This window comes from Shinella sp. BE166 (assembly GCF_051201095.1).
GTDB classification, from domain to species: Bacteria; Pseudomonadota; Alphaproteobacteria; order Rhizobiales; family Rhizobiaceae; genus Shinella; species Shinella lacus.
The window spans coordinates 437,124-463,211 of sequence record NZ_JBPEHL010000001.1; the positions used below are offsets into that span (position 1 = coordinate 437,124).

Genomic DNA, 26,088 nt, shown 5'->3' on the forward strand with positions numbered 1-26,088 from the left:
CGGACACGAAAGGCAGCAGCGCCATGACGACACGCTCTCCCATCCTGTCGCTCCGTGGGATCCAAAAATCCTATGGTCCGGTCAAGGTTCTCCATGGTGTCGATCTCGACATCCATCCGGGAGAGGTCGTGGCGCTGCTCGGTGAAAACGGTGCCGGAAAGTCGACCCTGTCGAACATTATTTCCGGCACCGTGCAGCCTTCCGCGGGCGAGATGACCTGGCTCGGCAAGCCCTATGCCCCCGCCAATCCGCGCGCCGCGATGGACGAGGGCGTGGGTATGATCCACCAGGAACTGAAGCTGCTGCCAAAACTTTCCATCGCGGAAAACGTGTTCGTTGGCCGCTATCCCATGAAGGCCGGCCGCATCGACCGCAAGGCGATGGAAGAGCGGGCGAGGAGCGGCCTCAAGCGGCTCGGCCTCGATATCTCGCCCGATCGTCTGGTGGAGGGGCTTTCCACCGGAAAACAGCAGCTCATCGAGATCGCCAAGGCCCTGACGCTCAATGCGCGCCTGCTCATCCTCGACGAGCCGACCGCGGCACTTGGCGGCGAGGAGACCCAGCTTCTCTTCCAGCAGATCGAACGGCTGAAAGCGGAAGGCGTCGGCATCGTCTATATTTCCCATCGCCTCGAAGAAATCCGCCAGATCGCCGACCGCATCGTCGTCATGCGCGATGGCGCCAAGGTGCAGGAATTCGACAGCGGCGACGTGCCGGTCCGCACCATTGTCGAGGCCATGGTCGGGCGCTCGCTGGAGCGCATGTTCCCGACGCTTCCACCCCCGACGGAGGAAGTGACGCTGGAGGTACGCAACCTCTCTTCGCCATCCAACACATTTCGTAACATCAGTTTTTCGGTCCGCAAGGGCGAGGTCTTCGGCATTGCCGGCCTCATGGGCGCGGGCCGCACCGAACTCGTGCGCGCCATTACCGGCGCCGATCCGATTTCCGGTGGCGAGGTGCTGCTGCGCGGCAAGGCCGTCACGCCGCGCTCGCCGATCGACGCAATCCGTAACGGCATCGTGCTGGTGCCGGAGGACCGCAAGCTCCAGGGTGTGGTGCTCGAACATTCGATCGCGGAAAACATCGGCTATGCCAATCTCGGCGAGATTTCCCGCAACGGCTGGCTTTCCTCGCGCCGCATCCGCGAATTCGCCGAGGACTATATCAAGCGCTTCGGCGTGAAGGGCCGCGGCGGGCAGAATGCGGGTGAACTCTCCGGCGGCAACCAGCAGAAGGTGGTGCTCGCCAAGTGGCTGGCGCGCAAGCCGCAGGTGGTGGTGCTCGACGAGCCGACGCGCGGCATCGATGTCGGTGCGCGCTCGTCGATCTACGATCTCATCATGGACCTCGCCCGTGCGGGCGTTGCGGTCATCGTAGTCAGCTCCGACCTTGAAGAAGTGCTCGGCGTCTCCAGCCGCATCATGGTCATGGCGCAGGGCAAGCAGGCCGGCATCCTGGACCGCGAGGACGCCAATGACGTCTCGGTCATGGAACTGGCGACGATTTGAACAGGAAAAGCATTATGTCTGAAATCACCCTCAACGCGCCGAAATTGTTCGACCTTTCCGGAAACGTCGCCTTCGTGACGGGGGCCGGCAGCGGCATCGGCCAGCGTATCGCCATGGGCCTTGCCCAGTGCGGCGCGGATGTCGCACTGCTCGACCGCCGCACCGACGACGGCTTAGCGACCACCGCCGATTTCATCGCCAAGACAGGCCGCCGCAGCATCCAGATCGCGGCCGATGTCACCAGGGGTGCAGCGCTGAACGATGCGGTCGCGCGTACCGAAGCAGAGCTCGGTCCGCTCACGCTCGCCGTCAACGCGGCCGGCATCGCCAATGCGAATCCGGCGGAGGAGATGGCGGAAGACCAGTTCCAGACGATGATGGACATCAACCTGAAGGGTGTTTTCCTCTCCTGCCAGGCGGAAGCGCGCGCCATGCTGAAGACCGGCCGCGGCTCGATCGTCAACATCGCCTCCATGTCCGGCGTCATCGTCAATCGCGGCTTGAGCCAGTGCCACTACAACGCCTCCAAGGCCGGGGTCATCCACATGACGAAATCGATGGCGATGGAATGGGTCGGCCGCGGCATCCGCGTCAATACGATCAGCCCCGGCTATACGGCAACACCGATGAACACGCGGCCGGAAATGGTGCATCAGACGAAACTGTTCGAGGAGCAGACGCCGATGCAGCGCATGGCCAGCGTCGACGAGATGGTTGGCCCCGCGGTCTTCCTGCTGTCCGGCGCGGCAAGCTACGTCACCGGTGTCGACCTTCTCGTCGATGGCGGCTTCTGCTGCTGGTGAACGTCGGCTTCCTTCGACGCCTTATTCGATGGCAGGCGGCATCTCACCGTCTTCGCGGCCGCGCAGCGGCTTTTCCGGCATGAGTTGGAAGATGACGAGCGACAGCGCCATCGTGACCGCGCAGGCAAGGAAAATATAGGTAAAGGGCAGCGCCGAGGTGACGCCGACGCTCACCGTCTGGATGGCTTCGCCGCCGAGCGGCAGGCCGTTGCCGAGCGCGATGGCGCCGAGGATCGCGACGCCGAGCGCGCTGCCGAGCGAGCGCAGGAATGTCAGGACGCCCGTCGCGACGCCGAGATGCGCCTGGTCGACCGCGTTCTGCACGGAGACGGTCGCGACCGGGAAGGTCATGCCGGTGCCGAAACCCACGCCCGCCGTCAGAGCTTCCAGCACGAGCAGCGACGTGCGCCCGGCGAGAGATGCCAGCGCGATCAGGCAAAGGAAGCTGATCACGCCGCCGACAAGTGCGATCCTCTTGTAATGGGTGAAACGCGGTATCGTCCGCCCGCTGGTCGTCGCGCCGAGCACGGTGCCCAGCAACAGGCCCAGCAGGGCGATGCCCGATCCGCTGGCGGAAAGCCCGTGGAACGACTGCACATAGACCGGGATATAGACCGAAAGGCCGACATTGGCGGCCTGCACCAGGAACATCGCCAGGGTTCCGTAGCGCACGATCGGATTGCCGAGCACTTCGAGCGAGATCAGCGGCTCCGCCGTCTGCCGCAGCCGCAATGCAAAAATCGCCCAGACAACCACCGAAGCGCCCAGCAGCCCGACGATGACAGGCGAAACCCAGGAATAGCGGCTGCCGCCCCAGTTGAGGGCGAGCAGCAGGAGCGTCGTCGCGACGATGAGCAGCACCGCGCCGGCACCGTCTATGCGGTGTTTGCGCGTGATGGCGGGCAGCTTCTTCAGCGGATTGTTGATGATCATCATCGCCGCCAGCCCGAGCGGGATGTTGATCCAGAAGATCAGGGACCAGTGGAGATGCTCGGCGAAGGTGCCGCCCAATAGCGGTCCGGCGATACAGGCCACCGCCCAGGTCCCGGATATCCAGGCGGCGTAACGCGCGCGTTCGCGGGGCGGAACGAGATCGCCAATCACCGTTTGCGAGAGCGCGAAGAGGCCGCCGCCGCCGAGCCCCTGCACGGCGCGGCCGATGATCAGGGTCAGCATGTTGGGCGCCAGCGCGCTGATCAGCGATCCGACGAGGAAGATGATGATGGCGGCGAAGATCGTCGGACGCCGTCCGTGCACATCGGCGATCTTGCCGTAAAGCGGCGCCATCGCGGTGGCGGTCAGGAGGTAGCCCGTGACGATCCAGGGCAGGTAGTCGCTGTGCCCGAGCGCCCTGCCGATCGTCGGCATGGCGGGCGCCACGATCGTCTGGTCGAGCGCGGCGAGCAGCATGGAGAGGAGAACACCGGCGATGATGACGTTCTTTTCCGGCTCGGACAAAGCGGGTATCGCCGTTACCGTTCCGCTCGGGTGACGTGCTTCATTCATTCCTGCAATTCCGATATCGACAGCTGGATTTTGGCCCGTCGGCTCTGGCGAGTCGGCCGCCTGTTCGTGCGTGGACACCGGTAAAGCACCTTCCTTGCCGCAAAGTCCATCGAATAGAGTATATTAGCGGTACGATGCAGGCGGGTTTCGGCCCCAGCACAATCAGCAATATTTCCTTAATCCTCCCGCAAGCAGAGACTGGCACTGTGCGGGGATGCGAATCACTACCATCACCAACTGGGCCTACGGCATCACCGTCGTTCTGACGGCGCTTTCCGGTGCCTCCTTCATAATGTCATCCCGCAGCGCCCTTCATGAACGGGTCGCGGTCGAGGAACACCTGACGCTCGACACGCTGGCCGAGGAGCTCGCGCTTGGCGCCGAGGTCCGGAGCGACGAGGCGCGGCTTTACGTGATGCGCGGCGAGGAGCGCCACCTGCAGGCGTTTCACGCGGAAGAGCAGACGGAACGGCGTCGAGAGGACGCCGCGCAGAAACGCGGCGCGCAGAAACTGACGCCGGCCGAGGTGGCCGCGCTGGCGGATGTCGCAAGGGACGCGGAGGAACTGGACAAGATCGAGGTGGCTGCGGTCGAGGCGTTTCAGCGTGGGGACAAGGTCGCGGCGCAGGACGTTCTCTTCGGGGCGGAGCATGAACGGGTCCAGAAAGCCCTTCTCCAGACGGTGGCCCATTTCCGCGACCTGACGGCGACGCGCGCGACGTCGGAGCTGGAAGCCGCCCGCGCGCGTAGCGACTGGTGGAGCCTTGCCGCGGAGATCATGCTTGCGGTGACGGGCGCGCTGTTCGTCGCCGTGCTTTATTTCGTTTTGAGGCGACGGGTGGCGATGCCGCTGATGCGCATGACGGGGATCGTCAGTCGGCTCGCTAAGCAGGATTACACCGTCGAGCTTCCTATCGACCGGCGGGGCGACGAAATCGGCGAGATGAACGAGGCGATCGACGTCTTCCGGACAAACCTGATCGAGCGCGAGCGGCTCGATTCCGAGCGCCGGGCCGACCAACGCACCAAGGACCTCATTCTCCAGATGATGCACCGCGTGCAGGCGTGCCAGAACCAGGCGGAGCTGACCGACGTCGTCGTTCGGTTTGCCCCGCAGATCTTTCCGGGCCTTGCCGGCGGCCTCTATATTCTGAACGAAGGCAACACGTCGCTGGTGCGCACGGGGGCATGGCTCGACCCGCAACATTCGGCCGCGGTCTTTCCCGCCACGGCATGCTGGAGCCTGCGGCGCGGCCGCTCGCATCAGAGCAGCGCCAACGGCTCCGATGTGCCCTGCCAGCACCTCGATCCGCCCGGCGTGACCGCGCTCTGCGTTCCCCTGACGGCGCAGGGCGACATGATAGGGCTTCTCTCCCTCGAGGAGCGGGACGAGGACGCGCTCGGACCCTTGGGCGCGCGGCTCTATCTCGAACTGATTGCCGAAAATGTCGGCCTGGCGATCGCGAACCTGCAACTGCGGGAGAAGCTGACGATGCTTGCGGTGCGCGATCCGCTGACCGGCCTCTTCAACCGCCGCTTCCTGGAAGAAACCCTGCAGCGGCACACAAGGGATCATGCGGGCGAGCCGCTCGTCTGCCTGATGATCGACATCGACCACTTCAAGCGCTTCAACGACCAGTTCGGGCACGATGCGGGCGATCTCGTCATGCAGTTCGTGGGGCAGACGCTGCGCGAAACCTGCGCGCCGGCCGGCAATGCCTTCCGGTTCGGCGGGGAGGAGTTCACGGCCCTCCTGCCGTTCCTCGGCGAACAGGAGGGGATCGAGCTTGCAGACACGCTGCGCGACAAGATCAGCAGCGTCGCGCTCTCCCATGCCGGCCAGATCCTCGGCACGGTGTCCATCTCCGTCGGGGTGGCGGCGTCGCCGGGGGAGGGCTCGGTGGAAACCCTTGTCACGCGCGCCGATGCCGCGCTGTTGCAAGCCAAGGCGGAAGGCCGCGACAGGGCGATTGCCGCAAGCGCGATCCACAGAAAGAGCTGAGCCGCGCCGTCAGACCCCGGGCGCACGCACGCTGTTCAACTGGCGCACCAGTTCCGGGCCCAGCGTGTTTCGCGCATAGTCGATCAGGATGGATTTGGCTTCTTCCAGCGGGAGGTCGATATCTGCATGGCCGCGGCGCAGCCAGAGGCCGTCGATGAGAGCCGCAAAACCGCGGACGAAGTGGTCGATCTCGGTGGGGCCGAGATAGGGTTTCAGGATATCCGACACATTGGACTTGAGACGGCGGTAATAGGGGCGCAGCAGCCGCGCATAGCGTTCGTTGTGCGAGGCCTCCGAATATAGCGATATCCAGGCGCTCGCCGTGGGCTGATCGAAACGCTGCGCGGGAAAATTCCCGTCGATGAGGGCGATCAGTCGCTCCCAACCGCAGCGCGAGCGGCGCAGGTTGCCGACGATCTCGTTGGCGAGGATGCGGTTGTTCATCCGCACCATCTCGAAGAGAACCTCTTCCTTGTCCTTGAAGTAATAGGTGAGGATGCCCTGCGAGAGGCCGGCCTCGGCGCAGATTTTTGCGCTCGTCAGGCCACGCAAACCCTCCTTCAGGAAGATGCGATGGGCGGCGTCGATCAGTTCGACGCGCCGGACGTCCTCGATGCGGGTGCGCTGCTTCTTTGGCTTCTGCTGCATGGTTTTCCCTAGCAGATCAAATTTTTGTACGCTTTAACAATTTTTTGCTTGTCTTAAAAATTACCGTCCGTATCCTTTGTGAAAACCACAAGGGGAACGCCAATGAACAGGACAGTTTTTGCGATGATCGTCGCGGCCGGGGCCGCATGTCTGCCGGTGCATACCGCATTTGCGGCCGATGCGCCGGAATGCAAGGCGGTGCGGCTTTCCGATCTCGGCTGGACGGATATCGCGCTGACCAACACGACGGCCGAGATCATTCTGGGCGCGCTCGGCTACGAGCCCAGCCAGACGCTGCTCGCCCTCAACATCACCTTCGATTCGCTGCGCAATGGCGATATCGACGTGTTCCTCGGCAATTGGCGTCCCGTGCAGGATCTCGATTACAAGCCCTATTTCGACGACGGCTCCGTCATTCCCGTCGCCACCAACCTGACGGGCGCGAAATACACGCTGGCCGTCCCGAAATACGTCTTCGACGGCGGCTTGAAATCCTTCGACGACCTCCAGAAATTTGCCGACAAGCTCGACCATAAGATCTACGGCATCGAGCCCGGCACCAACAAGCCGCTGCTCGACATGGTCGAAGCCAAGGCGCATGGCCTGGAGGGCGACTGGGAGGTTGTGGAATCCAGCGAGGCCGCGATGCTCACGCAGGTGCAGCGGGCGGCCGAGGCCAAGGAATGGATCGTCTTCCTCGGCTGGCAGCCGCACCCGATGAACGTCAACATGGAGATCGCCTATCTCGCCGACGGCGATGCCGAATTCGGCCCGGATTTCGGTGGTGCGACCGTGCGCACGCTGGTGCGCAAGGGTTATCCGGAGCTGTGCCCGAACGTCACGGCCTTCTTCAGCAATCTCGTCTTCGACATCGACTATGAAAACACCGGCATGAACATGATCATGACCGACGGGCTGGAAGCGAAGGACGCGGCCATAAAGATGATGCAGGCGCATCCGGAAAAGCTCGATGCCTGGCTCAAGGACGTCGTGACGCTTGACGGCAAGCCGGGACTGGCTGCCGTCAAGGCGGAGCTCGGCATCCAGTGACATCCATGCCCATGATGCGGGCCGCCGTGCTGGCGGGCTATGGCGAACCCTTGCAGATCCGGCAGGTGCCACGGCCCGCTGCCGGACGCGGCCAGTTGCTCGTCCGCCTGAAGGCGTGCGGCATCTGCCATTCCGACGTTCACATCTGGAAGGGCGACGTGCTGCCGCCGTATGCGCCTGAGCCGTTCATCCTGGGCCATGAGGGCGTGGGGGTGGTCGAGGCGGTCGGCGAAGGCGTAAAGGGCTGGGCGGCCGGCGACACGGTGGGCGTGCCCTGGCTGCACGACACCTGCCTTCGCTGCGATGAATGTTCGGATGGCCATGAGGCCTTCTGCCAGCACCAGCGGGCGCATGGCCTGAACGTGCCGGGCGGCTTTGCGGACTATGTCGCGGTCGACGCCGCCTTCGCCGTCGCGCTGCCGGCCGACGTTGATCCGCTGGCCACCGCGCCGGTGATGTGCGCGGGTGTCACCGCCTATGGCGCGATCCGCCGGGCAGGGGTGGTGGCCGGCGAGCGGCTTGCGGTGTTCGGCTGCGGCGGCCTCGGCCTCTATGCGGTGCAGATCGCCGCGCGCATGGGTGTTCATGTGCTGGCCGTGGACCGCGACCCCGCCAAGCTGGAGCATGCGCTCTCCTATGGCGCGGCCGAGGTGGTGACGGCGGGTCCGGATCTCGACCGCCATCTTGCCGACGACGCCCGCTATCACGCGGCGATCAACTTTGCCCCGACCCCCGCCACGTGGGCGGCGATCGTGGCGGCGATCCGGCCGCGCGGTCGCATCGTTGCGGCGGCGCTGGTCTCAGAACCCGTTCCATTGGTTCAGGAATGGCTGACGGCGACGGGCGTCACGATCACCGGCACCAGCGTCGGCACGCGGCAGGAGATGCGGGAGGTCGTCGCGATGCATGCGCGACAGCCGCTCCTCAACCCCATCGAGGAAATAGACCTCGCCCACGCCACCGAGGCGCTGGAGGCGCTCGCAAGCGGGCAGGCCAAGGGCCGTTACGTCATACGCTATTGACGATCCGTCATTCGAACAGGCCGGGGTGATCGGCCTCGATCTGGGGCAGGTCGGCGAGGATGCCATTGAGGTGGCGGCGCATGGCGGCCGCGGCGGCATCGGCATCGCGCGTGTCGATGGCGGCGATGATCGCCTCGTGTTCGGAAATCAGCCGCGTCATGGAATCGGGGTGGCGGAGCTGCAGGTTGCAGACCCGGTCCATATGCGCCTTGATGTCCGAGATGGCGTTCCAGGCGAGGCCGCAGCCGGCGCCTTCCGCAATCGCGATGTGGAACTGCTCGTCTTCCCGGCGGAAGGCGTTGTGGTCGTGCGCCTCCATCGCCGCCGTCTGGCGGGCGAGGATTGTATCGATCTTGCGTCGCGTCCACGCGTCGAATGTTTCGCTGGCGCGTCGTGCTACGGCGGTCTCGATCGCCTCGCGCACGAAGCGCGCTTCCATCATCTGCCGCGCTGAAATCCTCACGACGACCGTGCCCCGGTTGGGGCGGATGTCGACCAGCTTGGATTTGCCGAGCGCGATCAGCGCCTCGCGCACCGGCTGGCGGGATACGCCCATGCGGGTGGCGATTTCCTGTTCGGAAAGCCGCACTCCAGGGGCGAGTTCGAGGCGGATGATCGACTCCCGCAGGTCGCGCTCGACCTGCGCCGCCGCTGTTTCGCCGGTGTCGATCTTCAGGGATTCAAGGTTCATCTCTTTCGCCGCCGTCATGCGTTGACATCCAATTTAAACCACCATACAGTACCATACAGATCAAACGCAACAGAAATCCGGTGGCCTGAAAACCGGATGAACAGGGAGGGGCCGGCGCCATGTGTCCGGCCTTGGAGAGATATTGCTGTCCAATTTTATTGCACCCGATTCAAGTGATCCCCGCCTCGGCATTAAATCCCGCTACCGGATGCTTGTCGATGGCAAGTCTGTGGATGCGGCCTCGGGCAAGACGATCGATCGGGTGAGCCCCGGCCATGCTGGCATGGTGGTGGGAACTTGGCCGGAGGCTTCGGCCGACGATGTGCGCCTGGCTGTCGCCGCCGCGCGCCGGGCCTTCGATACCGGCCCGTGGCCGCGCATGTCGGGCGCCGAGCGCTCGCGCCTGATGTTCAAGGTGGCGGACCTCATCCTTGTGCATCAGGAAGAGCTGGCGCTCGCCGAGAGCCTGGAGGTCGGCAAGCCGATCAACCAGGCCCGCGGCGAGATCGGCTTCTGCGCCGACCTCTGGTCCTATGCGGCCGGGCAGGCCCGGGCGCTGGAAGGCCAGAGCCACAACAATATCGGCGACGACCGCCTCGGCCTTGTGCTGCGCGAAGCGGTCGGCGTCGTCGGCATCATCACGCCGTGGAATTTCCCCTTCATCATCGCTTCCGAGCGCGTGCCGTGGGCGATCGGCGCCGGCTGCACGGTGGTGCTGAAGCCCTCCGAATTCACCTCCGGCACCTCGATCCGCATGGCGGAACTGGCGCGCGAGGCCGGCATTCCCGACGGCGTGTTCAATGTCGTCACCGGCTATGGCGATCCGGCCGGCCAGGTGCTTGCCGAAGACCCGGGCGTCGACATGGTCGCCTTCACCGGCTCCGTCCGCGTCGGCACCAAGCTCGGCGAGATCGCCGCGCGTAGCGTCAAGCGCGTCGGGCTGGAGCTTGGCGGCAAGGGGCCGCAGATCGTCTTCGCTGACGCGGATCTCGATGCGGCGGCCGATGGCATTGCCTACGGCGTCTACCACAATGCCGGCCAGTGCTGCATTTCCGGCAGCCGGCTGCTGGTGCAGGAAGGCATCCGCGATGCGCTGATGGAGCGCCTGCTCGACATTTCGCGCAAAGTGACCTTCGGCGACCCGCTGAACGAGCGCACCAAGATCGGCGCGATGATCTCCGAAGCCCATGCGGACAAGGTGCATTCCTATGTGGAGGCCGGCATTGCCTCTGGCGCGGAACTGCTGCTCGGCGGCGAAAGGGTCGGCAGGGAGGCCGGACTCTATTACGCGCCGACGGTCTTCGGCGGCGTGACGCCGGACATGTCGATCGCCCGAGAGGAGATCTTCGGGCCGGTGCTCTCGACGCTGACCTTCAAGACGGCGGACGAGGCCGTCGCGATGGCCAATGCCAGCGAATTCGGCCTGTCTGCTTCCGTCTGGTCGACCAATCTCGAAAACGCGCTCCAGAGCATCCGCCGCATCCGTGCCGGCCGCTGCTGGATCAACAGCGTCATCGACGGCACGCCGGAACTGCCGATCGGCGGCTACAAGAAGAGCGGTCTCGGCCGTGAACTCGGCCGCTATGGCTTCGATGAATATTCCCAGTTCAAGGGCGTGCATGTCACGCTCGGGCGCCCGGCGCCCTGGTTCGGATAATCCGCTGCAATCTGTAGCGAGAGGAGGAAAATCTCGGCTGGCGTGATCTTTGGTCGGAGCCCGCCAGCCGAGACTTGGGTCTTTTGGACCCGCATTGCACATCCAAAGGGAGGATACGCAAATGAAATTGACCAGGTTGAGAACCGCTGCATTGGCCGCGGGCCTGACCACCATGCTGGCATCGACGGCGCTTGCCGCGGATGTCAAGGCAACGATGATCATCTACCTCGATCCGAGTGTCCAGTTCTTTAACCCCGTGGTGAAGGGCGCGCAAGACGCGGCCGCCCAGTTCGGCGTCGATCTCGACGTGCAATATGCCAACAACGATCCGGTGCGCCAGAACGACCTGATCGAAAGCGCGACCGCGAGCGGCGTCGACGGCATTGCCGTCGCCATCTCCTCGTCGGACGCCTTCGACGAGAGCATCTGCGCGGCGGTGAAGGCCGGCATCGTCGTCATCGGTTTCAACAATGACGACCTCGACGGCGCCAAGGGCAATTGCCGTCAGGCCTATGTTGGCATGAACGAATTCGCCTCCGGCTACGAGCTCGGCAACCGCATGATCAAGGAATTCGGCCTGAAATCCGGCGACGTCGTCTTCAACCCGCGCGAAATTCCCGAGGCGAGCTTTGCGGTCGCCCGTGGCGGCGGCATCGAGAAGGCCATGACGGAAGCCGGCATCAAGGTGGAGACGGTGCGTGCCGGCCTCGATCCGGCGGAAGCGCAGAACATCATGGCGCAGTTCCTGATCGCCAACCCGACGGTCAAGGCGCTGTTCGGCACCGGCTCGGTCACCTCCACGGTCGGTGCTGGCGCCATCAAGGATGCCGGCGTCAACATTCCGTTCGGCGGCTTCGACCTTGCGGTCGAGATCGTCAATGCGGTGGAATCCGGCGCGATGTTCGCGACCATGGACCAGCAGCCCTACCTCCAGGGTTACTACCCGATCGCCCAGATCGCGCTCTCGAAGAAGTACGGCCTGACCCCGACCGACATCGACACCGGGCAGGGCGCGTTCCTCGACAAGTCGCGCATCAGCTCGGTCAAGCCGCTGATCGGCAGCTTCCGCTAATCGCCTTGAAAGGGAGCCTGCCGGCAGGCCCGGCGGGTTCCCTGGTCCCAAACGATCGAGTGCCAGACCGTGACCCCTATTCTAGCAGACAGTGCCGCGCCCCGGTCGCGGACCCAAAGACAATCCATCCTCAAGCAGATCATGGGCATGCCCGCGGGTGCGATCTTCCTCGTCTTCATGACGTTGCAGATCGTCTGCATTGCCGGTGCGCTGCTCTATCCTAATGAGTTCCGCTATCTCTCACCGCAGAACCTGACGATCCTGATGAAGGCGATCCCGGTGCTTGGCTGCCTGGCGCTGGGCGCCGGCGTGCTGATGATCGCCGGTGAATTCGACCTCTCCATCGGCTCCGTCTACACCTTCACGGCCGTCCTGATGGCCACGCTTGTCGGTGCCGGCGTCAGTGCCTTCGTCGCCGCCCCGCTCGGCATCCTCGCCGGCGTGATGATCGGCCTGCTCAACGGCCATATCACGCTGCGCTTCGGCCTGCCGTCCTTCATCGTCACGCTCGGCGGCCTCCTGTTCTGGCGCGGCGCCGTGCTGCTCTATAACGGCGCGGTCCAGGTGCGCTTCGATCCCGAGCCGATCTTCACCAGCCTGTTTTCCGGTACGCTGCTCGGCGTCAACGCCGCCTTCATCTGGATCGTGCTCTTCGTCATCGGCTTCCACCTGCTGCTGCACCGTCACCGCTTCGGCAACCACGTCTTCGCGACGGGCGGCAATCCGGGCGCGGCGACGGCGATCGGTATCAATACGAACCGCGTCAAGCTCATCGCCTTCGCGATTGCCGGCGGCATGGCGGCGGTGGCGGGCATTCTGGCGACGGCCCGCGTTGGCAGCGTGCAGCCGGGGCAGGGCGCCGGGCTTGAACTCCAGGCGATTGCGGCCTGCGTCATCGGCGGCCTGTCGCTGCGCGGCGGCCGAGGCTCGATCATCGGCATCTTCCTCGGCGTGCTGCTCATCCACACCATGACGGACGTGCTGCTGCTGCTGCGCGCTCCCGGCTTCTATCTCGACATGTTCATCGCGACGCTGATCGTGCTGGCCGCCATCTTCAACCATCTCATCGAGCGGCGGGGTCTTGCGTGATGTCGAACCTTCTCGAACTGCACAATATCTCGAAAAGTTTCGGTGCCCTCACCGCGCTCCGGAACCTCAGCTTCCATATCGGCGAGGGCGAAGTGGTGGGCCTGCTTGGTGACAATGGCGCCGGCAAGTCGACGACCGTCAACCTGATCTCCGGCATCCACAAGCCGACCGAGGGCTACCTCAGCGTCGACGGCAAGAAGACGGCCTTCACCTGCCGTTCGGACTCGGCGGATGCCGGCATCGAGACGATTTACCAGCATACTGCACTGGTGGATTCCCTCTCGATCACCCGCAACATCTTCATGGGGCGCGAGTTGACGGACCGCTTCGGCTTCCTGCGGCAGGCGGAGATGCGCGAGATCGCCATGGGCGTGTTGCAGAACGCCGTGCACATCTCCGGCATCGATTCCCCGGATACGCTGGTCGGCAACCTTTCCGGCGGCCAGAAGCAGGCCGTTGCCATCGCCCGCGCCGTCTACTTCAAGAAGCGCGTGCTGTTGTTGGACGAGCCGACCTCCGCACTCTCGGTGCGCGAGACGGAGGCACTGCTGAACCAGGTGCTGAAGCTCAAGGCGGAAAACGTCTCCAGCGTGCTGGTGACGCACAACATCTACCACGCCTATCAGGTCTGCGACCGGTTCGTGATCATGAGCCACGGCACCAAGGTGTTCGACGTCGACAAGGCCGACACGACGATCAACCAGCTGACCGAATATGTCGTGCTCACCTGACCCCCATTTTGAAAGACAAGAGGCAAATGCCGTGACACTTTCCGTATCTGTACGACAGGCCGTGGGGCCGCAGGACGCCGCAAGGCGCGACACGAAGGGCCTGCGCGATGGCTTCGTCATCGAGGACCTGTTCCGCCCCGGCGAGGTGAAACTCACCTACAGCCATCTCGACCGCATGATCGTCGGCGGCGTGGTGCCGACGACGAACACGCTGGTGGTCGACAGCGTGCCGGAGACGGGCACCGAACGCTTTCTCGACCGCCGCGAGGTGGCGATCGTCAATATCGGCGCCGCGGGCACGATCAGCGTCGGCGGCAAGGACTATGCGCTCGGCTTCCAGGAAGCGCTCTATGTCGGCATGGGCGGCGGCGCCCTTGGCTTTGCAAGCAGCGACCCGGCCGCTCCGGCTCTGTTCTATCTCCTGAGCGCGCCCGCGCACCGCGTTTGCCCCACGGTGCACATCACCCGCGAGATGGCGAAGAAGGTCGTGCTCGGCTCGGCGGAGGAATCCAATGCCCGCACCATCAACCAGTATGTGCACCCGGATGTCTGCGAGAGCTGCCAGTTGCTCGTCGGGCTGACCATGTTCGAGCCGGGTTCGGTCTGGAACACCATGCCGGCGCATGTGCACGACCGGCGTATGGAGGTCTATCTCTATTTCGGCATGCAGGAGGCGACGCGCATCTTCCATTTCATGGGCGAGCCGGGCGAGACACGGCATGTCGTGCTGAAGAACCATCAAGCGGTCTTGTCTCCGGGCTGGTCGATCCATTCCGGTGCCGGCACCGGCCGTTACGCCTTCATCTGGGCCATGGCCGGCGACAACATGAGCTTCACCGACATGGACAAGGTGCCGATGGACGCGCTTCTATGACGATGTTCGACCTCACCGGCCGCTGGGCGATCGTCACCGGCGCCAATACCGGCATCGGCCGCGCCATTGCGGTCGGGCTGGCGCAGGCCGGCGCCGACATCGTCGGCGTGGGGCGATCGGCGATGACGGACACGGCGGCGGACGTGACGTCCGCCGGGCGGACCTTCCTGTCCATCACGGCCGATCTTTCGCAGGCGGGCGCGGGAGCCAGCGTCATCGCGCAGGCGCTTACGGCCGGCGCCACGCCGGATGTGCTGGTCAACAATGCCGGCATCATCCGCCGCGCCGATGCGCTTGAGTTCACCGAAGAAGACTGGGATGCGGTGCTCGACACCAACCTGAAGTCCGTCTTCTTCCTGTGCCAGGCCTTTGCAAAGGCGGCGGTCGCGGCGGAGCGACCGGCAAAGATCATCAACATCGCCTCCCTGCTCTCCTTCCAGGGCGGCATTCGCGTGCCGTCCTACACGGCGGCGAAGAGCGGCCTTGCCGGCCTGACGAAGCTCATGGCAAACGAATGGGCGGCGCGCGGCATCAACGTCAACGCCATCGCGCCCGGCTATGTTGAGACCAACAACACGGTCGCCCTGCGTGCGGATGCGGAGCGCAGCGCCGACATCTTGAAACGCATTCCGGCCGGCCGCTGGGCGAAGCCCGGTGACATGGTCGGTGCCGCGGTTTTCCTGGCGGCACCGGCTTCCGACTATGTACATGGCACCATCCTGCCGGTGGACGGCGGATGGCTCGCCCGCTGAGAGGACACATGCAACATTATACCCTGCCTGAAGATACCGTCTGGACTGAAGTGGCACCCGGCAACAGCCGCGCGGTGCTGAGCCATCGCCCGGAAATGATGCTCGTCGCCTTCCGCTTCGAGGAGGGCGCCATCGGCGCCCTGCATTCGCACCCGCACACGCAGGTGAGCTACGTCGCCGAAGGCGCCTTCGACGTCACCGTGGATGGCGTCACCACCCGCCTTGCCCGAGGAAGCAGCTTCATCGTCGCCCCGAACCTCGTGCACGGCGTGGTCGCGCTGGAGCCGGGCCTGCTGATCGACACGTTCACACCCCGGCGCGACGATTTTCTTTGATCTCGGTAAGGTTTGATGAGAGGCCTTATTCCGGCGGCTGGAGGAAGGTGCGGGCGGCGGCGCTGAGCACCAGGGCGCCCTGCGGCAGGGCGGCTTCATCCACGCGGAATTTCGGGTGATGCAGCGGATAGATGGCGTCGATCGCGTCATTGCGAATGCCGAGGCGGAAATAGACCGACGGGCATTTTTCGCTGTAGAAGGCAAAGTCGTCGGCCGCGGTCCAGCCGGGCAAGGCGAGCACATTCTCCTGCCCGACGATCTCGTTGCCGGCACGCCGGACGACCTCGACCATCTCCGGCGCATTGACGACCGGCGGCTCGCCGCGTTGCAGGTGGATGTCGACCCTGGCGCCATGCGTCGCCGCCGCGCCCTCCAGGATCTGGCGCAGCCGGGTCCAGGCCTTTTGGCGCGTTTCCTCATGGCCGCTGCGGATCGTGCCCTTCAGCCGGGCTTCGGCCGCAATGACATTATAGGCCCCGCCGCCTTCGATGCCCGTGACGGAGATGACGAGCGGATCATAGGGATCGATCTCGCGCGCCACGATCTTCTGCAATTCCGTGACCATGGAGCAGGCGATCGCGATGGCATCGACCCCTTCGGAGGGTTTTGCGGCATGGGCGGAATTGCCGATGACGACGACGTCGAAAATATCGCAGGCAAGCGTGTAGGGTCCGGCGCCGACCGCAATCCTGCCCGTTGCCGTATAGGGATCGACATGGATGCCGATCGCCGCATCGACGTCGTCGAGCAATCCTTCCGCGATCACCCGCCTGCCGCCGAGCGGCTCGGCCTCTTCTGCCGGCTGGAAGATGATGCGCACGGTGCCGCTGAACGATTGTTTCTGCTGGTCGAGCAGCACCGCGGCGGCATAGCCCATCGCGGCATGGGCGTCGTGCCCGCAGGCATGCATGACGCCGGGGCGCTCGGAGCTGAACGGCACGCCGGATGTCTCGGTGATCGGCAGCGCGTCGATATCGGCGCGGATGACGACCTTGCGGTTGGACGGCCCGGCCGTGCCGACGATATCGACGGCGAGGCCGAAGCCCGCGACGGGCCGGACATCGCGCAGGCCCGCATCTTCCAGCGCCTGCTTCAGGTAGGCCTGCGTCTCGCGCTCTTCGTTCGAGAGTTCCGGATTGCGGTGCAGGTGGCGCCGGATGTCGATCATCCGGCGCTCCAGTGCTGCCTCCATCGCGCCCGCGCCGATGTCAGGATTTGACATGGATGTCTCGCGGGAAGCGGGTCAGCGTTTCGTTTCCGCTCTCCGTGACGAGGATCGTTTCGCTGACCTCAATGCCCCAGCCGTCCATCCACATGCCGAGGATGGAGTGCAGCACGTTGCCGGGCTGCAAAACGGTCTTGTCGCCGGGGCGCAGGCTGATCGTGTGCTCGCCCCAGTCCGGCGGATAGGCGACGCCGATCGAATAGCCGATGCGCGATTCCTTCTTCAGGCCGTAGCGCTGGATGACCTGGCGCCAGCTTGCCTCGACCGCCTCCGCGGTGATGCCCGGCCTGATGGTCGCAAGCACGGCCTCCATGCCTTCGAGCACGGCCTTGCTGGTATCGCCGACCTTGGTCGGCATGGTGCCGAGCTGCATGGTGCGCGCGAGGCCGGCGGTATAGCGGCGCACAACGCCCGCCAGTTCGAGTGCCACGGTTTCGTTCGCGCCGAATCGGCGGTCGCTCCACATGACATGCGGCGCCGAGGCGTTCTCGCCGCCAAGGATGGTGGGCGGTAGGGCGGTGATGTCGCCGGCAAAATCCGGGGACCCCGCCACCTGCGCCGCCTGGATCCTGGCAATCGCATCGCATTCGCGCACGCCGGGTGCAATGACCTCATAGGCTGCGGTAACGGCCGCTTCGGCGAGGCGCGAGGCCTTGCGGAGATAGTCGATCTCGGCTTCCGATTTGACGCTGCGGATCCAGTTCACCAGCAGGTCCGCATCCTGGAAGGTGGCGTTCGGCAGGCCCGCGGTGAGGCGAGCATGGGCCTTGGGCGAATAATAATAGGCTTCGAGCTCGATGCCGATCGTGCCGCGGCCCCAGCCTTTCCGGCTGATCCATTCGGCAATCCAGTCCATCGGATGCCGGTCGGCGCGCTGGACATGGTCTTCGGGGAAGCCGACGACGTTTTCGGGCTTCATCCACGCGGTGAGCAGGCCGCCCGCCGCGTCCATGGCGCGGCCGATCCAGACCGGCTCCTCGTCGACGAGGGGCACCAGCACCACCTGCGGCGTATAGAACGACCAGCCGTCATAGCCGGTGATGTAATGCTGGTTGGCGACGTCGTTCACGATCAGCAGATCGAGATTGCGGCGCGCCATTTCTGCGCGGATGGCCTGGAGCCTGGTCCTGTATTCGCTGAGCGCGAAGGGCAGTTGGATCATAAGAATTCATCCTGTTCTGAGGCGGGACGGGGCATGTCTAGGGTGCCGGCAAGCGCCAGCAGGCGTGCGGTGGAATGCGGATCGGCGACGACGCCGCACAATCGGAGACTTGCCCAGGCGGCGGCGAGATTGCTGGTGACGACCGGCAGTCCGGTCCGTTTTTCGATCTCCGGCACGCATTCGGCGGCGCGCAGGGCCGTGCAGGCGATGAACAGCGCCTGCGTCTCCGGCGTCACCGTCTCGATGGCGAGCCGGACGATTTCGGCATATGGCAGGCGCGCCATGTCGCGGTCGTCTTCCATGCCGAGGTAGGCGAGGCGATCGACCTGAAATCCCTGCGCCGTGAAGAAGGCGTGCATGGGCTCGGCCGTTCTGCGGACATAGGGTGTGAGGATGGCAATATGGTCTGCCCGCAACGCGCGCAGAGCCGCAACGGCGGCACCCGCCGGCGTGACGACGGGTACGCCCGGTTTGCCGGCTCCGATGGCTTTGGCGATTTCCGGCTCGCCGATGATCACCGATGCCGAGGTGCAGCCATAGACGATCGCGTCCAGCGTTTCATCCGGCAGGATGAGGGAGGCCGCGGTCGTGAGGTGCGGCTGCATGGCCAGCAGGTTTTCCGGCGTCGTCGGATTGGCGTAGCTGACGCGCGTCACATGGACGGCAATGGCGTCGCGCGCGACGAGCCGCCGGAAATCCGCCTCCACGGTGTGATCGGTGGCAAGCGCGATGAGACCGATCCGCCTTCCTGCCGGGCGGTCATCCAAAGTCGACTGATGCTGCCTCTCTTCGATCATGCCAGCTCCGGTGGGTTCTGCGAGCATTGAGCAATGGAAAGAGATGCGCGTCAATTGATGAAAAAGACACGTGTCAATTTCTAGATCGTCAGCACGCTCCGATCTGGTACGGCGCGCAGCAGCGAGGCGAGGATATCGAGCCCGGCGCGAAGTTCGTCCGCCTCCGTAGCGCCCACCGACACCCGGACGGCCCCCACCGGCAATCCCGAAAGGGAGAAGGGCGTGCTGGGGGCGACAGCAACGCCGCGAACCCGGGCCTGCGACACGAAGGCCAGTTCGTCGTGATCCGGCGGCAGCGTGAGCCAGAAATGCAGCGCTTCCGGATGCGCGCGATAATGCGCGCCGTGCAAGGCGTCCGCGACGATCCGGTGGCGTGCCCGCAGGGCATCGCGTTGCCAATCGACGAGTTTGCCGATCGTGCCGTCACCCAGCCAGAACGTGGCCAGTTCGGCGATCATCGGTGTCGCCATCCAGTTGGCCATCAATTGCCGGTTGGCGATGGTCGCCGCAAAGTGATCCGGCGCCGCGATATAGCCGATCCTCAAGCCCGGCATGGCGACCTTCGTGAAGCCGGTAAAGTAGATGGTGCGTTCGGGAGCGAGTGCCGCGATCGGCCTCGAGCGGTTGGTTATCAGCGGGCCGAACACATCGTTTTCGATGATGGTCAGGTCGTGTTTGCGCGCCATCTCGGCAAGTGCCAGGCGCCGGGCTTCCTGCATCAGCGTGGCGGTCGGGTTGGCGAGGTTCGGCTGGAGAACCAGGACGCGCACCTTGTCGCGCAGGCAGGCTTCTTCAAGTGCCTCGGGTAGCATGCCGTCCTCGTCGGCGGCAATCGCGCGCACGCGCATGCCCAGATAATCCGACAGGGGGCGGATCACATGGTAGCAGATTTCTTCGGCCGCCAGCACCGTTCCGGGGCCGGCGGCGGACATCAGCGCGATGGTGAAGGCGGAGGAGGCGCCGTTCGTGACAAGCAGGTTCTGCGGCGACGTGCTCACGCCCAGCGTGGAGAGCCAGGCGACCGCCGCCTCGTTGTGCCGCGGGAAAATCGTGTTCGGCCGAAAGGACAGCACAGCGGTCGGCGGGAGGGTGTCCGCCAACCGGTGCAGCGCGTCCTTCATCCGATCCAGATGAAAGGAGGTGCAGACAGGCGTGACGATGGAAAGATCGATGACATTGGCCAAGCGCTCGGCAATGTAGGGAGATTGCAGGGAAGGGCCGGTCGACGTCACATAGGTGCCGCGGCCGACCTCGCCCGAGACCAGCCCGCGCCGCGCCAGGACGTCATAGGCCTTGCTGACCGTCTGGATCGAGACCTTCAGGTCATAGGCGAGGTCGCGGTGCCCGGGCAACTTCTCCTCACGCACAAGCCGGCCGCTCTTGATGGCCGCCGTGAACTGGTCCGCAAGGGAAATGTAAACGGGCCGCCGCAATTGGCCGGCATCGGGTCGCCACTTTGTCATGCATTCTTGTCGGTCAAATGCAGGACAATTTCAATCCTCATGGGAATCTTTCCCGGTGGCACGCGCGAGGCTTTCGCTGCTAACCTTTCCGAAACGGCCAAACTCCCCGGAAAGGTTCTTCAATGTCCGACATCACGGTTCGCGCGCTTCATCTGGACGATCGTGCGCAATGGGACGCGCTCTATCAGGGCTATGCGACCTTCTACAATGTCACCCAGACAGCGCAGATGCGCGACACGGTCTGGTCGTGGCTGCACGATGCGAACGCGGACCCACGCGGTCTCGTCGCCGCGCGCGCGGATGGCACCTTGATCGGCCTCGCGCATTTCCGGCCGTTCCCGCGGCCGCTCTCCGCCACCACCGGCTGTTTCCTCGATGACCTTTTCGTCTCGCCCGACGCCCGCGGGACGGGTGCCGCCGACGCGCTGATCGAAAACGTCCGCTCGATTGCCGCAGGCGAAGGATGGTCCGTCGTGCGCTGGATCACCGCCGAGAACAATTATCGCGGCCGCGGGGTCTACGACCGGGTGGCGAGCAAGACGGCGTGGGTGACCTACGACATCAAGATCTAAAAGGGATCGCCTTTAAATTGTAAAAGCTGCTTTCCTTCCGCCGATTTGGCGGCATACTTTCCGGCAGCAACGTCTCGGAGGAAGGGAAGATGCATCTCATCGTATTCTGCGACGGAACCTGGAACACGCCCGATCAACTGGAAGACGGGCTGCCGGCGCCGACCAATGTCGTGAAACTGCACCACGCGCTGGCACCTCTGGATGGGGCCGGCCGGGAACAGCGGGCCTATTACCACCCCGGCGTCGGCACCGACGGCGGTGTGTGGGATCGCCTTGCCGGCGGCGGCATGGGCGAGGGGCTCGATCGCAACATCATGAGCGCCTACAACTGGCTGGCGCGCAACTACGAGGAGGGGGCGCAGATCTGGCTCTTCGGCTTCAGCCGCGGCGCCTATACCGTGCGCAGCCTCGGCGGCATGATCTCCCGCTGCGGCCTGTTGAAGGCCGCGGGACTGGAGGAAAAGGCGATCTGGGCCGCCATCGAGACGCTTTTCGAGAATTACCGCACGCCGGAAAAGACAGCAAAGCCGGTGACCGCGACGAAGCGCCTGCCGTTTCATGGCGTCGCGAGTGGCCAGAAATGCAAACATTCGATGCCGATCCACTGCATCGGCGTGTGGGATACGGTCGGCGCGCTCGGCGTGCCGGACGACCTGGCGCTGCTGAACCTGCTGGACGACCCCGCCAAACACAGCTTTCACGACACGGAGCTGAGCCCGGTCGTCAAGAACGCCCGCCACGCGATCGCCATCGACGAGCGCCGCCAGAGCTTTACGCCGACGCTCTGGACGAATGTCGAGGGTCGCCCCACGGTCCAGCAGATCTGGTTTTCGGGCGTGCATGGCGATGTCGGCGGCGGTTACGGCCGCAGCGGGCTCTCCGATGGTGCGCTCGACTGGATGATCGAGGAGGTGCGGGCGCTTGGGCTGAATTTCCGCGAAAACATCCAGCAGCAGCTCGTCGCCGATCCCCTCGGCCTGCTGCACGATTCGGTGACCGGCGTGTTCAAGACCTTGCGGACCCGGCCGCGCAGCGTGCCGCTTTTCTCCGCAAGCAGCACGGAGCTGCACCGCTCCGCGCGCGATCGCCACGACAACCCGCCGCTCATGCAGGGCGACTACTGGAAGACCAAGCGCCTCGACAAGGGGCAGGAGGTGACGGTCGAGGTTTTCGCGCGCGAAAGGTGGAACTTTACCGGGCTCTTTCTGGAGGCCGGCGTTACCTACCGGTTTTCCGCCAAGGGGGAGTGGATGGACGGCGAGATCACCTGCCCGCCCTCCGGCACGAATGACGGCAAGTTTCACCTCGGCGAAGCCGTCCAGATCGCCTCGTCGATCTTCGGCAAGGGCGAGCAGCTCTTCACGAAGCTGACCGGCAATCACCAGGTGGATTTCTGGTACACCAAGCGCGCGGAAGACGCCCCCTGGTTCTCGCTGATCGGCATGGTCGCCAATGGCGTGCTGCCGGAAAAGAAGCCGGAGGACCGGCTGAGCTTCGCGCCGCACGAAGAGTTCGAAATCGGCACTGGCAAGGATTTCACGCCGAAGAAGAGCGGCTATCTCTACGCCTTTGCCAACGACGCCTGGCAGACCTACGACAACAATCGCGGCAGCGTGCGGCTGACGGTCAAGCGGTAGCGTCTGGTTTTGCCAGGCAGCATAGCGGCCCGATCGGCCGCCATGCCATCCGACATGCTAAAGCACGAGGATATCCGCCGAGGTCAGGCGCAGGCCATCGTCCAGGGTGGCAATGAGCTGGCGTGCGGCATCGCCGGAGCCGTCGGCGTCGTAATAGAGGGCGCCGGTCTTGTTGTCGTAGATGACCCGGTCGTTGGCATCGACCTTGGCATTGCCGACGCCGATCGTCTTGAACAGCGCCGAGCCCAGCTTGCCGAGCGGGCCAAGGCCGGCAAAAAAGTCCTTCTCCAGGCCGATCGTGTCGGCCACGCGGTCGAAGTCGGTGATCGTGTCGCGGTTGGCCGCCGTCGGCTTGTTCATGAAAATGAAGGTGTCGTTTCCGCCGCCGCCAGTCAGGATGTCCTTGCCGGCGCCGCCATAGAGCTTGTCGTTGCCGGCACCGCCCGAAAGCCTGTCCGCGCCCGCGCCGCCATAGAGGAGGTCGCTGCCGCCGAGCCCGTTGAGGAGATCGTTGCCGCCGAGGCCGCGTAGCGTGTTGGCGGCGGCGTTCCCGAGGATCGTGTTGGCCGAGGCATTGCCGACGCCGGTGGCAGCTGTGCCGAGCAGCGTCAGCTTCTCGTGGTAGCGCCCGAGCGTGTGGGAGATGGAGGACATGACGAGGTCGATGCCGTCGTCGTAATAGTCCCATTCGAACGTGTCGCCGGCACCGAATATGTAGGTGTCGTTGCCACCGCTGGCGCAGCGATAGATGTCGGCGCCCGCGCCGCCGTCATAGACATCGTTGCCCGTGCCTCCGTTCAGCACGTCATTGCCGGCGCCGCCGTATAGCCGGTCGTTGCCGGAGAAGCCGAACAGCTGGTCGTTGCCATTGCCGCCATAGAGCAGGTCCGCTCCGTCTCCGCTCGCCGTGGCATAGTAGCCGCCGCCCTCGATATAGTCGTCGCCGTCGCCGCCATAGATGATGTCCGCGCCGTTGCCGCCGGCGAGATCGTCGTTGCCACCGGCACCGTTGAGCTGGTCGTTGTCGTCGCCGCCTTCCATCTCGTCACTGCCGGCGCTGCCATAGAGCCGGTCGTTGCCGGCATCGCCGAACAGCGTGTTGCGGACGGTTTCGAAGGTCATGTCGTTCTGGAGGCCCGCCCAGAGCACGTCGTTGCCGTCCCCGCCGCGCAGAGCATCCGTGCCACTGCCGCCGACCAGCAGGTCGTTGCCCGTGCCGCCTTCCAGCCGGTCGCCGCCGGCCTGGCCGTAGATGCGGTCGTCGCCGGCGTCACCGTAGAGCACGTCGGCGGCGCCGTTATCACTGGTCTGCCAGTTCGGTTCGTCCTCGCCGCAATCGCCGTAGATGATGTCGTTGCCGTCGCCGCCATAGGCGGTGTCGCCCTCGGTGTGGTCGTCGCCGTTGTTGTAGATGTCGCCGAAGATCAGGTCGTCGCCGCCGAGACCGCGCAGCGCGCTGTCGCTGTAATTGTCATAGGTGCCGTCGCTGAGCACCAGCGCGGTGCCCCACAGGATGTCGTTGCCGCCTGTACCGTTGATGTTGCCGTTTGGATCGCGTGCCATGATGTCCCTCGTTTTTCTCGCCAGGAGCGATGGGCACGAACTTACATGCCCTTACGTCACGCTGGCTTGGGGAGGGTCTCAGGGTTTTGGGATACTCGCCGCTGTCTCAGTTTGAGACGATACTCTGGCGGATGTCTGACGGCGTTGCCTGGAAACGCCGGCGAAAAACCTGGTTGAACCAGGAAATATCGCCGAAACCGACCATCAGCGCGATGGCAGCGATGGTGTGGTGCCGGAAGCCGGGATCGCCCAGCAGCCCATGCACATGGTCGAGCCGCTCGGCCGTCACATGGTCGGTAAAGCTCGTGCCTTCCTCGTAAAATAGCGCCCGCACATAGGGCACGCTGATGCCGTGACGCCGGGAGAGCCATTCGAGGGAGAGGCGCGGATCGCACAGATGGGCGGCGATATCGGCCTTGATCGCCTGCAGGCGCGCGGCGCGCACGCCGTTCTTGCGGGCCTGCTGCCCGCTGTCGCGCTTTGCGCCCAGCATCAGCACTGCAAGGTCGACGAGATGGGCGGCAAACACCGCCTGGTCCGCCTCCGGAATATCGACATGGTTGTGCAGCAGCGAAACCGCGTAGCTGTTGAGAAGATGGGCAGCGGGATCGCGCAGCGAGCGCGTCTTGAGGAGATTGTCGCTGGACGAGATACGATCGACGACAAGGCGGCGCGGAATGGCGATGCTGAGGCAGGAACTGCGCTCAGCGACGGTGGTCACCGTCGTGCGGTCGCGCCGCATCACATTGACGTCACCGGGCCGGATGTAGAGGTCCTCGCCCCGCGCATCATGCACGCCATTGCCGCCGGCCACGCTCAGATAGAGCAGGTCTTCCTCGTCGGACGGGGTAACGAGCGTCACGGGCGTCGTGTTGGCAAAGGCGATATGCACATCGCCGACGCCGCGCAGCGCCACGTCGATTTCGACCGGCCCCTCGCCATGAAAATCGAGGCCGGTGCGCACATGCCCGTTATAGACCGCCTCGACAAGCTCCCGGCGCAGGTTTTCGGCCGTATCGCGCGTGGAGAACTGAACAACGGACATAACGACCCCAAGCAAAGGTGGATTGTTCGACCTGCGATGCACAGACTAAGCAGGGCAAGGCTGCAAGATCAAGACGTCCGGTATGCCGGCTCTATTCTCGCTCATACCCTCGCGGACCCGTTGTGCGGGTGACATTAACGTGAGTGGTCGTGACTTGCTCTCCTCTCAAATGAGCACCGCACGGATCGTTCGATCCATGCGGTGCTCATTGTTGAGACGTCCAGATTCCGTCAGGACGCCGGACAGACTGCGCCGGTGTCCACCCAGGCCTGGATGATCTTGCCGAACTCTTCCTGCGTGCCCGGCACGGGTTCGCGGCCTTCGCCCGGATCCCATCCCCAGCCGACGAGGTCGTCATGGGCCATGTGTTCGACCATCTCGGCCATGGTCTTGTCGCCGTTGCGTTTGGGGTCCTTCAGCTGTTCGCAGATCTGGCGGAGCGTCTTGCCCTCCCAGGCCATTTCGATCGGTGCGAGATGCCAGGCGGGGTTGCCGGGGATGCTCTTCAGCGTATCCGCCTGGCCGACGACCGGCGTGTTTTCCGCGCTATGGCAGGTGTTGCACTGCATGCCCACGAGACCCATGCCGCCGTCGCCGCGGAAGACCGGCGGCTGATGCGGATGCATCGTCATATCCTGCAAGGGACGGTCCGTCGCCGGATGACAGTTGACGCATCTGGGATGCTGGATGACCTTGCCGGCCTCTTCGAAGAGCGCGATCGAGCGGGCGCGCTCGTCGGAAATCGACTGGAACGTCTCCGCCGGCTGCAAGGCGTTGGGGTTCTGGGCAACGGAGGCGGGGGCGAGCGCCAGGCCCGCGCCCACGATGAGACAGTGCGCAAGAACGCCCGAAAACAGGAGCTTGATTTTCATCTGACGGTA

At 64.6% G+C, this 26,088-nt stretch carries 24 protein-coding genes; 14 read left to right on the forward strand and 10 right to left on the reverse strand.

Annotation, left to right across the window (positions count from 1 at the left end; translation table 11 throughout):
* Nucleotides 1-23: 23 nt before the first annotated feature.
* Nucleotides 24-1,511: a sugar ABC transporter ATP-binding protein gene (locus J2Y63_RS01955; protein WP_435264676.1), complete on the forward strand. Its 1,488-nt coding sequence runs from the start codon at nt 24-26 to the stop codon at nt 1,509-1,511.
* A 14-nt stretch (nt 1,512-1,525) separates the two neighbouring features.
* Nucleotides 1,526-2,314, forward strand: a complete 789-nt coding sequence (locus J2Y63_RS01960; protein WP_435264677.1) for an SDR family oxidoreductase — start codon at nt 1,526-1,528, stop codon at nt 2,312-2,314.
* 21 nt (nt 2,315-2,335) lie between these two features.
* Here the strand turns inward: J2Y63_RS01960 and J2Y63_RS01965 are convergent, their stop codons facing one another.
* Entirely contained in the window at nt 2,336-3,820 is a 1,485-nt protein-coding gene (locus tag J2Y63_RS01965; RefSeq protein ID WP_435264678.1) for an MDR family MFS transporter, read from the reverse strand.
* Nucleotides 3,821-4,034: 214 nt separating this feature from the next.
* Between J2Y63_RS01965 and J2Y63_RS01970 the strand changes: the two genes are divergently transcribed.
* Nucleotides 4,035-5,822: a diguanylate cyclase gene (locus J2Y63_RS01970; RefSeq protein ID WP_435264679.1), complete on the forward strand. Its 1,788-nt coding sequence runs from the start codon at nt 4,035-4,037 to the stop codon at nt 5,820-5,822.
* Between the two features lie 9 nt (nt 5,823-5,831).
* On the opposite strand, the gene betI is transcribed toward J2Y63_RS01970, so the two are convergent.
* The gene (betI, locus tag J2Y63_RS01975; RefSeq protein ID WP_435264680.1) at nt 5,832-6,470 is read right to left on the reverse strand and encodes a transcriptional regulator BetI; all 639 of its coding nucleotides are present in this window, start codon (nt 6,468-6,470) and stop codon (nt 5,832-5,834) included.
* 102 nt (nt 6,471-6,572) lie between these two features.
* Between betI and choX the strand changes: the two genes are divergently transcribed.
* A complete protein-coding gene (gene choX / locus J2Y63_RS01980) occupies nt 6,573-7,520 on the forward strand; it encodes a choline ABC transporter substrate-binding protein (protein ID WP_435264681.1) in 948 nt (315 codons plus the stop codon).
* Between the two features lie 5 nt (nt 7,521-7,525).
* Nucleotides 7,526-8,542, forward strand: coding sequence for an alcohol dehydrogenase catalytic domain-containing protein (locus tag J2Y63_RS01985; RefSeq protein WP_435265029.1), 1,017 nt, complete (start codon nt 7,526-7,528; stop codon nt 8,540-8,542).
* 7 nt (nt 8,543-8,549) lie between these two features.
* Here the strand turns inward: J2Y63_RS01985 and J2Y63_RS01990 are convergent, their stop codons facing one another.
* Entirely contained in the window at nt 8,550-9,251 is a 702-nt protein-coding gene (locus J2Y63_RS01990) for a GntR family transcriptional regulator (RefSeq protein WP_256114865.1), read from the reverse strand.
* A 124-nt stretch (nt 9,252-9,375) separates the two neighbouring features.
* Between J2Y63_RS01990 and J2Y63_RS01995 the strand changes: the two genes are divergently transcribed.
* The 7 genes from J2Y63_RS01995 to J2Y63_RS02025 all read left to right on the forward strand — a co-directional run bounded on the left by J2Y63_RS01995 (nt 9,376) and on the right by J2Y63_RS02025 (nt 15,743).
* On the forward strand, nt 9,376-10,890 hold the full coding sequence (locus tag J2Y63_RS01995; protein WP_435264682.1) for an aldehyde dehydrogenase family protein: 1,515 nt from the start codon (nt 9,376-9,378) through the stop codon (nt 10,888-10,890).
* Nucleotides 10,891-11,011: 121 nt separating this feature from the next.
* Nucleotides 11,012-11,962, forward strand: coding sequence for a sugar ABC transporter substrate-binding protein (locus J2Y63_RS02000; protein ID WP_435264683.1), 951 nt, complete (start codon nt 11,012-11,014; stop codon nt 11,960-11,962).
* Nucleotides 11,963-12,031: 69 nt separating this feature from the next.
* Entirely contained in the window at nt 12,032-13,051 is a 1,020-nt protein-coding gene (locus J2Y63_RS02005; RefSeq protein WP_435264684.1) for an ABC transporter permease, read from the forward strand.
* The gene (locus J2Y63_RS02010; protein WP_435264685.1) at nt 13,051-13,782 is read left to right on the forward strand and encodes an ATP-binding cassette domain-containing protein; all 732 of its coding nucleotides are present in this window, start codon (nt 13,051-13,053) and stop codon (nt 13,780-13,782) included. The genes J2Y63_RS02005 and J2Y63_RS02010 overlap by 1 nt, the downstream gene beginning before the upstream one ends.
* Nucleotides 13,783-13,813: 31 nt before the next feature.
* Complete coding sequence (kduI, locus tag J2Y63_RS02015; protein WP_435264686.1) at nt 13,814-14,656, forward strand: 5-dehydro-4-deoxy-D-glucuronate isomerase; 843 nt, start codon at nt 13,814-13,816, stop codon at nt 14,654-14,656.
* Nucleotides 14,653-15,408, forward strand: coding sequence for a 2-dehydro-3-deoxy-D-gluconate 5-dehydrogenase KduD (kduD, locus tag J2Y63_RS02020; RefSeq protein WP_435264687.1), 756 nt, complete (start codon nt 14,653-14,655; stop codon nt 15,406-15,408). The genes kduI and kduD overlap by 4 nt, the downstream gene beginning before the upstream one ends.
* 8 nt (nt 15,409-15,416) lie before the next feature.
* Nucleotides 15,417-15,743: a cupin domain-containing protein gene (locus J2Y63_RS02025; RefSeq protein ID WP_435264688.1), complete on the forward strand. Its 327-nt coding sequence runs from the start codon at nt 15,417-15,419 to the stop codon at nt 15,741-15,743.
* A gap of 25 nt (nt 15,744-15,768) precedes the next feature.
* Here the strand turns inward: J2Y63_RS02025 and J2Y63_RS02030 are convergent, their stop codons facing one another.
* The 4 genes from J2Y63_RS02030 to J2Y63_RS02045 all read right to left on the reverse strand — a co-directional run bounded on the left by J2Y63_RS02030 (nt 15,769) and on the right by J2Y63_RS02045 (nt 20,390).
* Entirely contained in the window at nt 15,769-16,965 is a 1,197-nt protein-coding gene (locus tag J2Y63_RS02030; RefSeq protein ID WP_435264689.1) for a M20 metallopeptidase family protein, read from the reverse strand.
* On the reverse strand, nt 16,952-18,130 hold the full coding sequence (locus J2Y63_RS02035) for a M24 family metallopeptidase (RefSeq protein ID WP_435264690.1): 1,179 nt from the start codon (nt 18,128-18,130) through the stop codon (nt 16,952-16,954). The genes J2Y63_RS02030 and J2Y63_RS02035 overlap by 14 nt, the downstream gene beginning before the upstream one ends.
* Nucleotides 18,127-18,927 (reverse strand): ectoine utilization protein EutA, encoded by an 801-nt coding sequence (gene eutA / locus J2Y63_RS02040; RefSeq protein WP_435264691.1) that lies wholly within the window; start codon nt 18,925-18,927, stop codon nt 18,127-18,129. Before eutA ends, J2Y63_RS02035 begins: the two co-directional genes overlap by 4 nt.
* A gap of 80 nt (nt 18,928-19,007) precedes the next feature.
* Nucleotides 19,008-20,390, reverse strand: a complete 1,383-nt coding sequence (locus tag J2Y63_RS02045; protein ID WP_435264692.1) for a PLP-dependent aminotransferase family protein — start codon at nt 20,388-20,390, stop codon at nt 19,008-19,010.
* A gap of 122 nt (nt 20,391-20,512) precedes the next feature.
* Here J2Y63_RS02045 and J2Y63_RS02050 point away from each other — a divergent pair, with 122 nt between their 5' ends.
* Nucleotides 20,513-20,962, forward strand: coding sequence for a GNAT family N-acetyltransferase (locus J2Y63_RS02050; protein ID WP_435264693.1), 450 nt, complete (start codon nt 20,513-20,515; stop codon nt 20,960-20,962).
* An 89-nt stretch (nt 20,963-21,051) separates the two neighbouring features.
* Nucleotides 21,052-22,599: a DUF2235 domain-containing protein gene (locus J2Y63_RS02055; RefSeq protein ID WP_435264694.1), complete on the forward strand. Its 1,548-nt coding sequence runs from the start codon at nt 21,052-21,054 to the stop codon at nt 22,597-22,599.
* Between the two features lie 57 nt (nt 22,600-22,656).
* Here the strand turns inward: J2Y63_RS02055 and J2Y63_RS02060 are convergent, their stop codons facing one another.
* From J2Y63_RS02060 to J2Y63_RS02070, 3 genes are all read right to left on the reverse strand, one after another.
* A complete protein-coding gene (locus J2Y63_RS02060) occupies nt 22,657-24,162 on the reverse strand; it encodes a calcium-binding protein (RefSeq protein WP_435264695.1) in 1,506 nt (501 codons plus the stop codon).
* Between the two features lie 106 nt (nt 24,163-24,268).
* Nucleotides 24,269-25,207: an AraC family transcriptional regulator gene (locus J2Y63_RS02065; RefSeq protein WP_435264696.1), complete on the reverse strand. Its 939-nt coding sequence runs from the start codon at nt 25,205-25,207 to the stop codon at nt 24,269-24,271.
* 230 nt (nt 25,208-25,437) lie between these two features.
* Complete coding sequence (locus tag J2Y63_RS02070; RefSeq protein ID WP_256114847.1) at nt 25,438-26,079, reverse strand: Isoquinoline 1-oxidoreductase subunit; 642 nt, start codon at nt 26,077-26,079, stop codon at nt 25,438-25,440.
* Nucleotides 26,080-26,088: the final 9 nt, after the last annotated feature.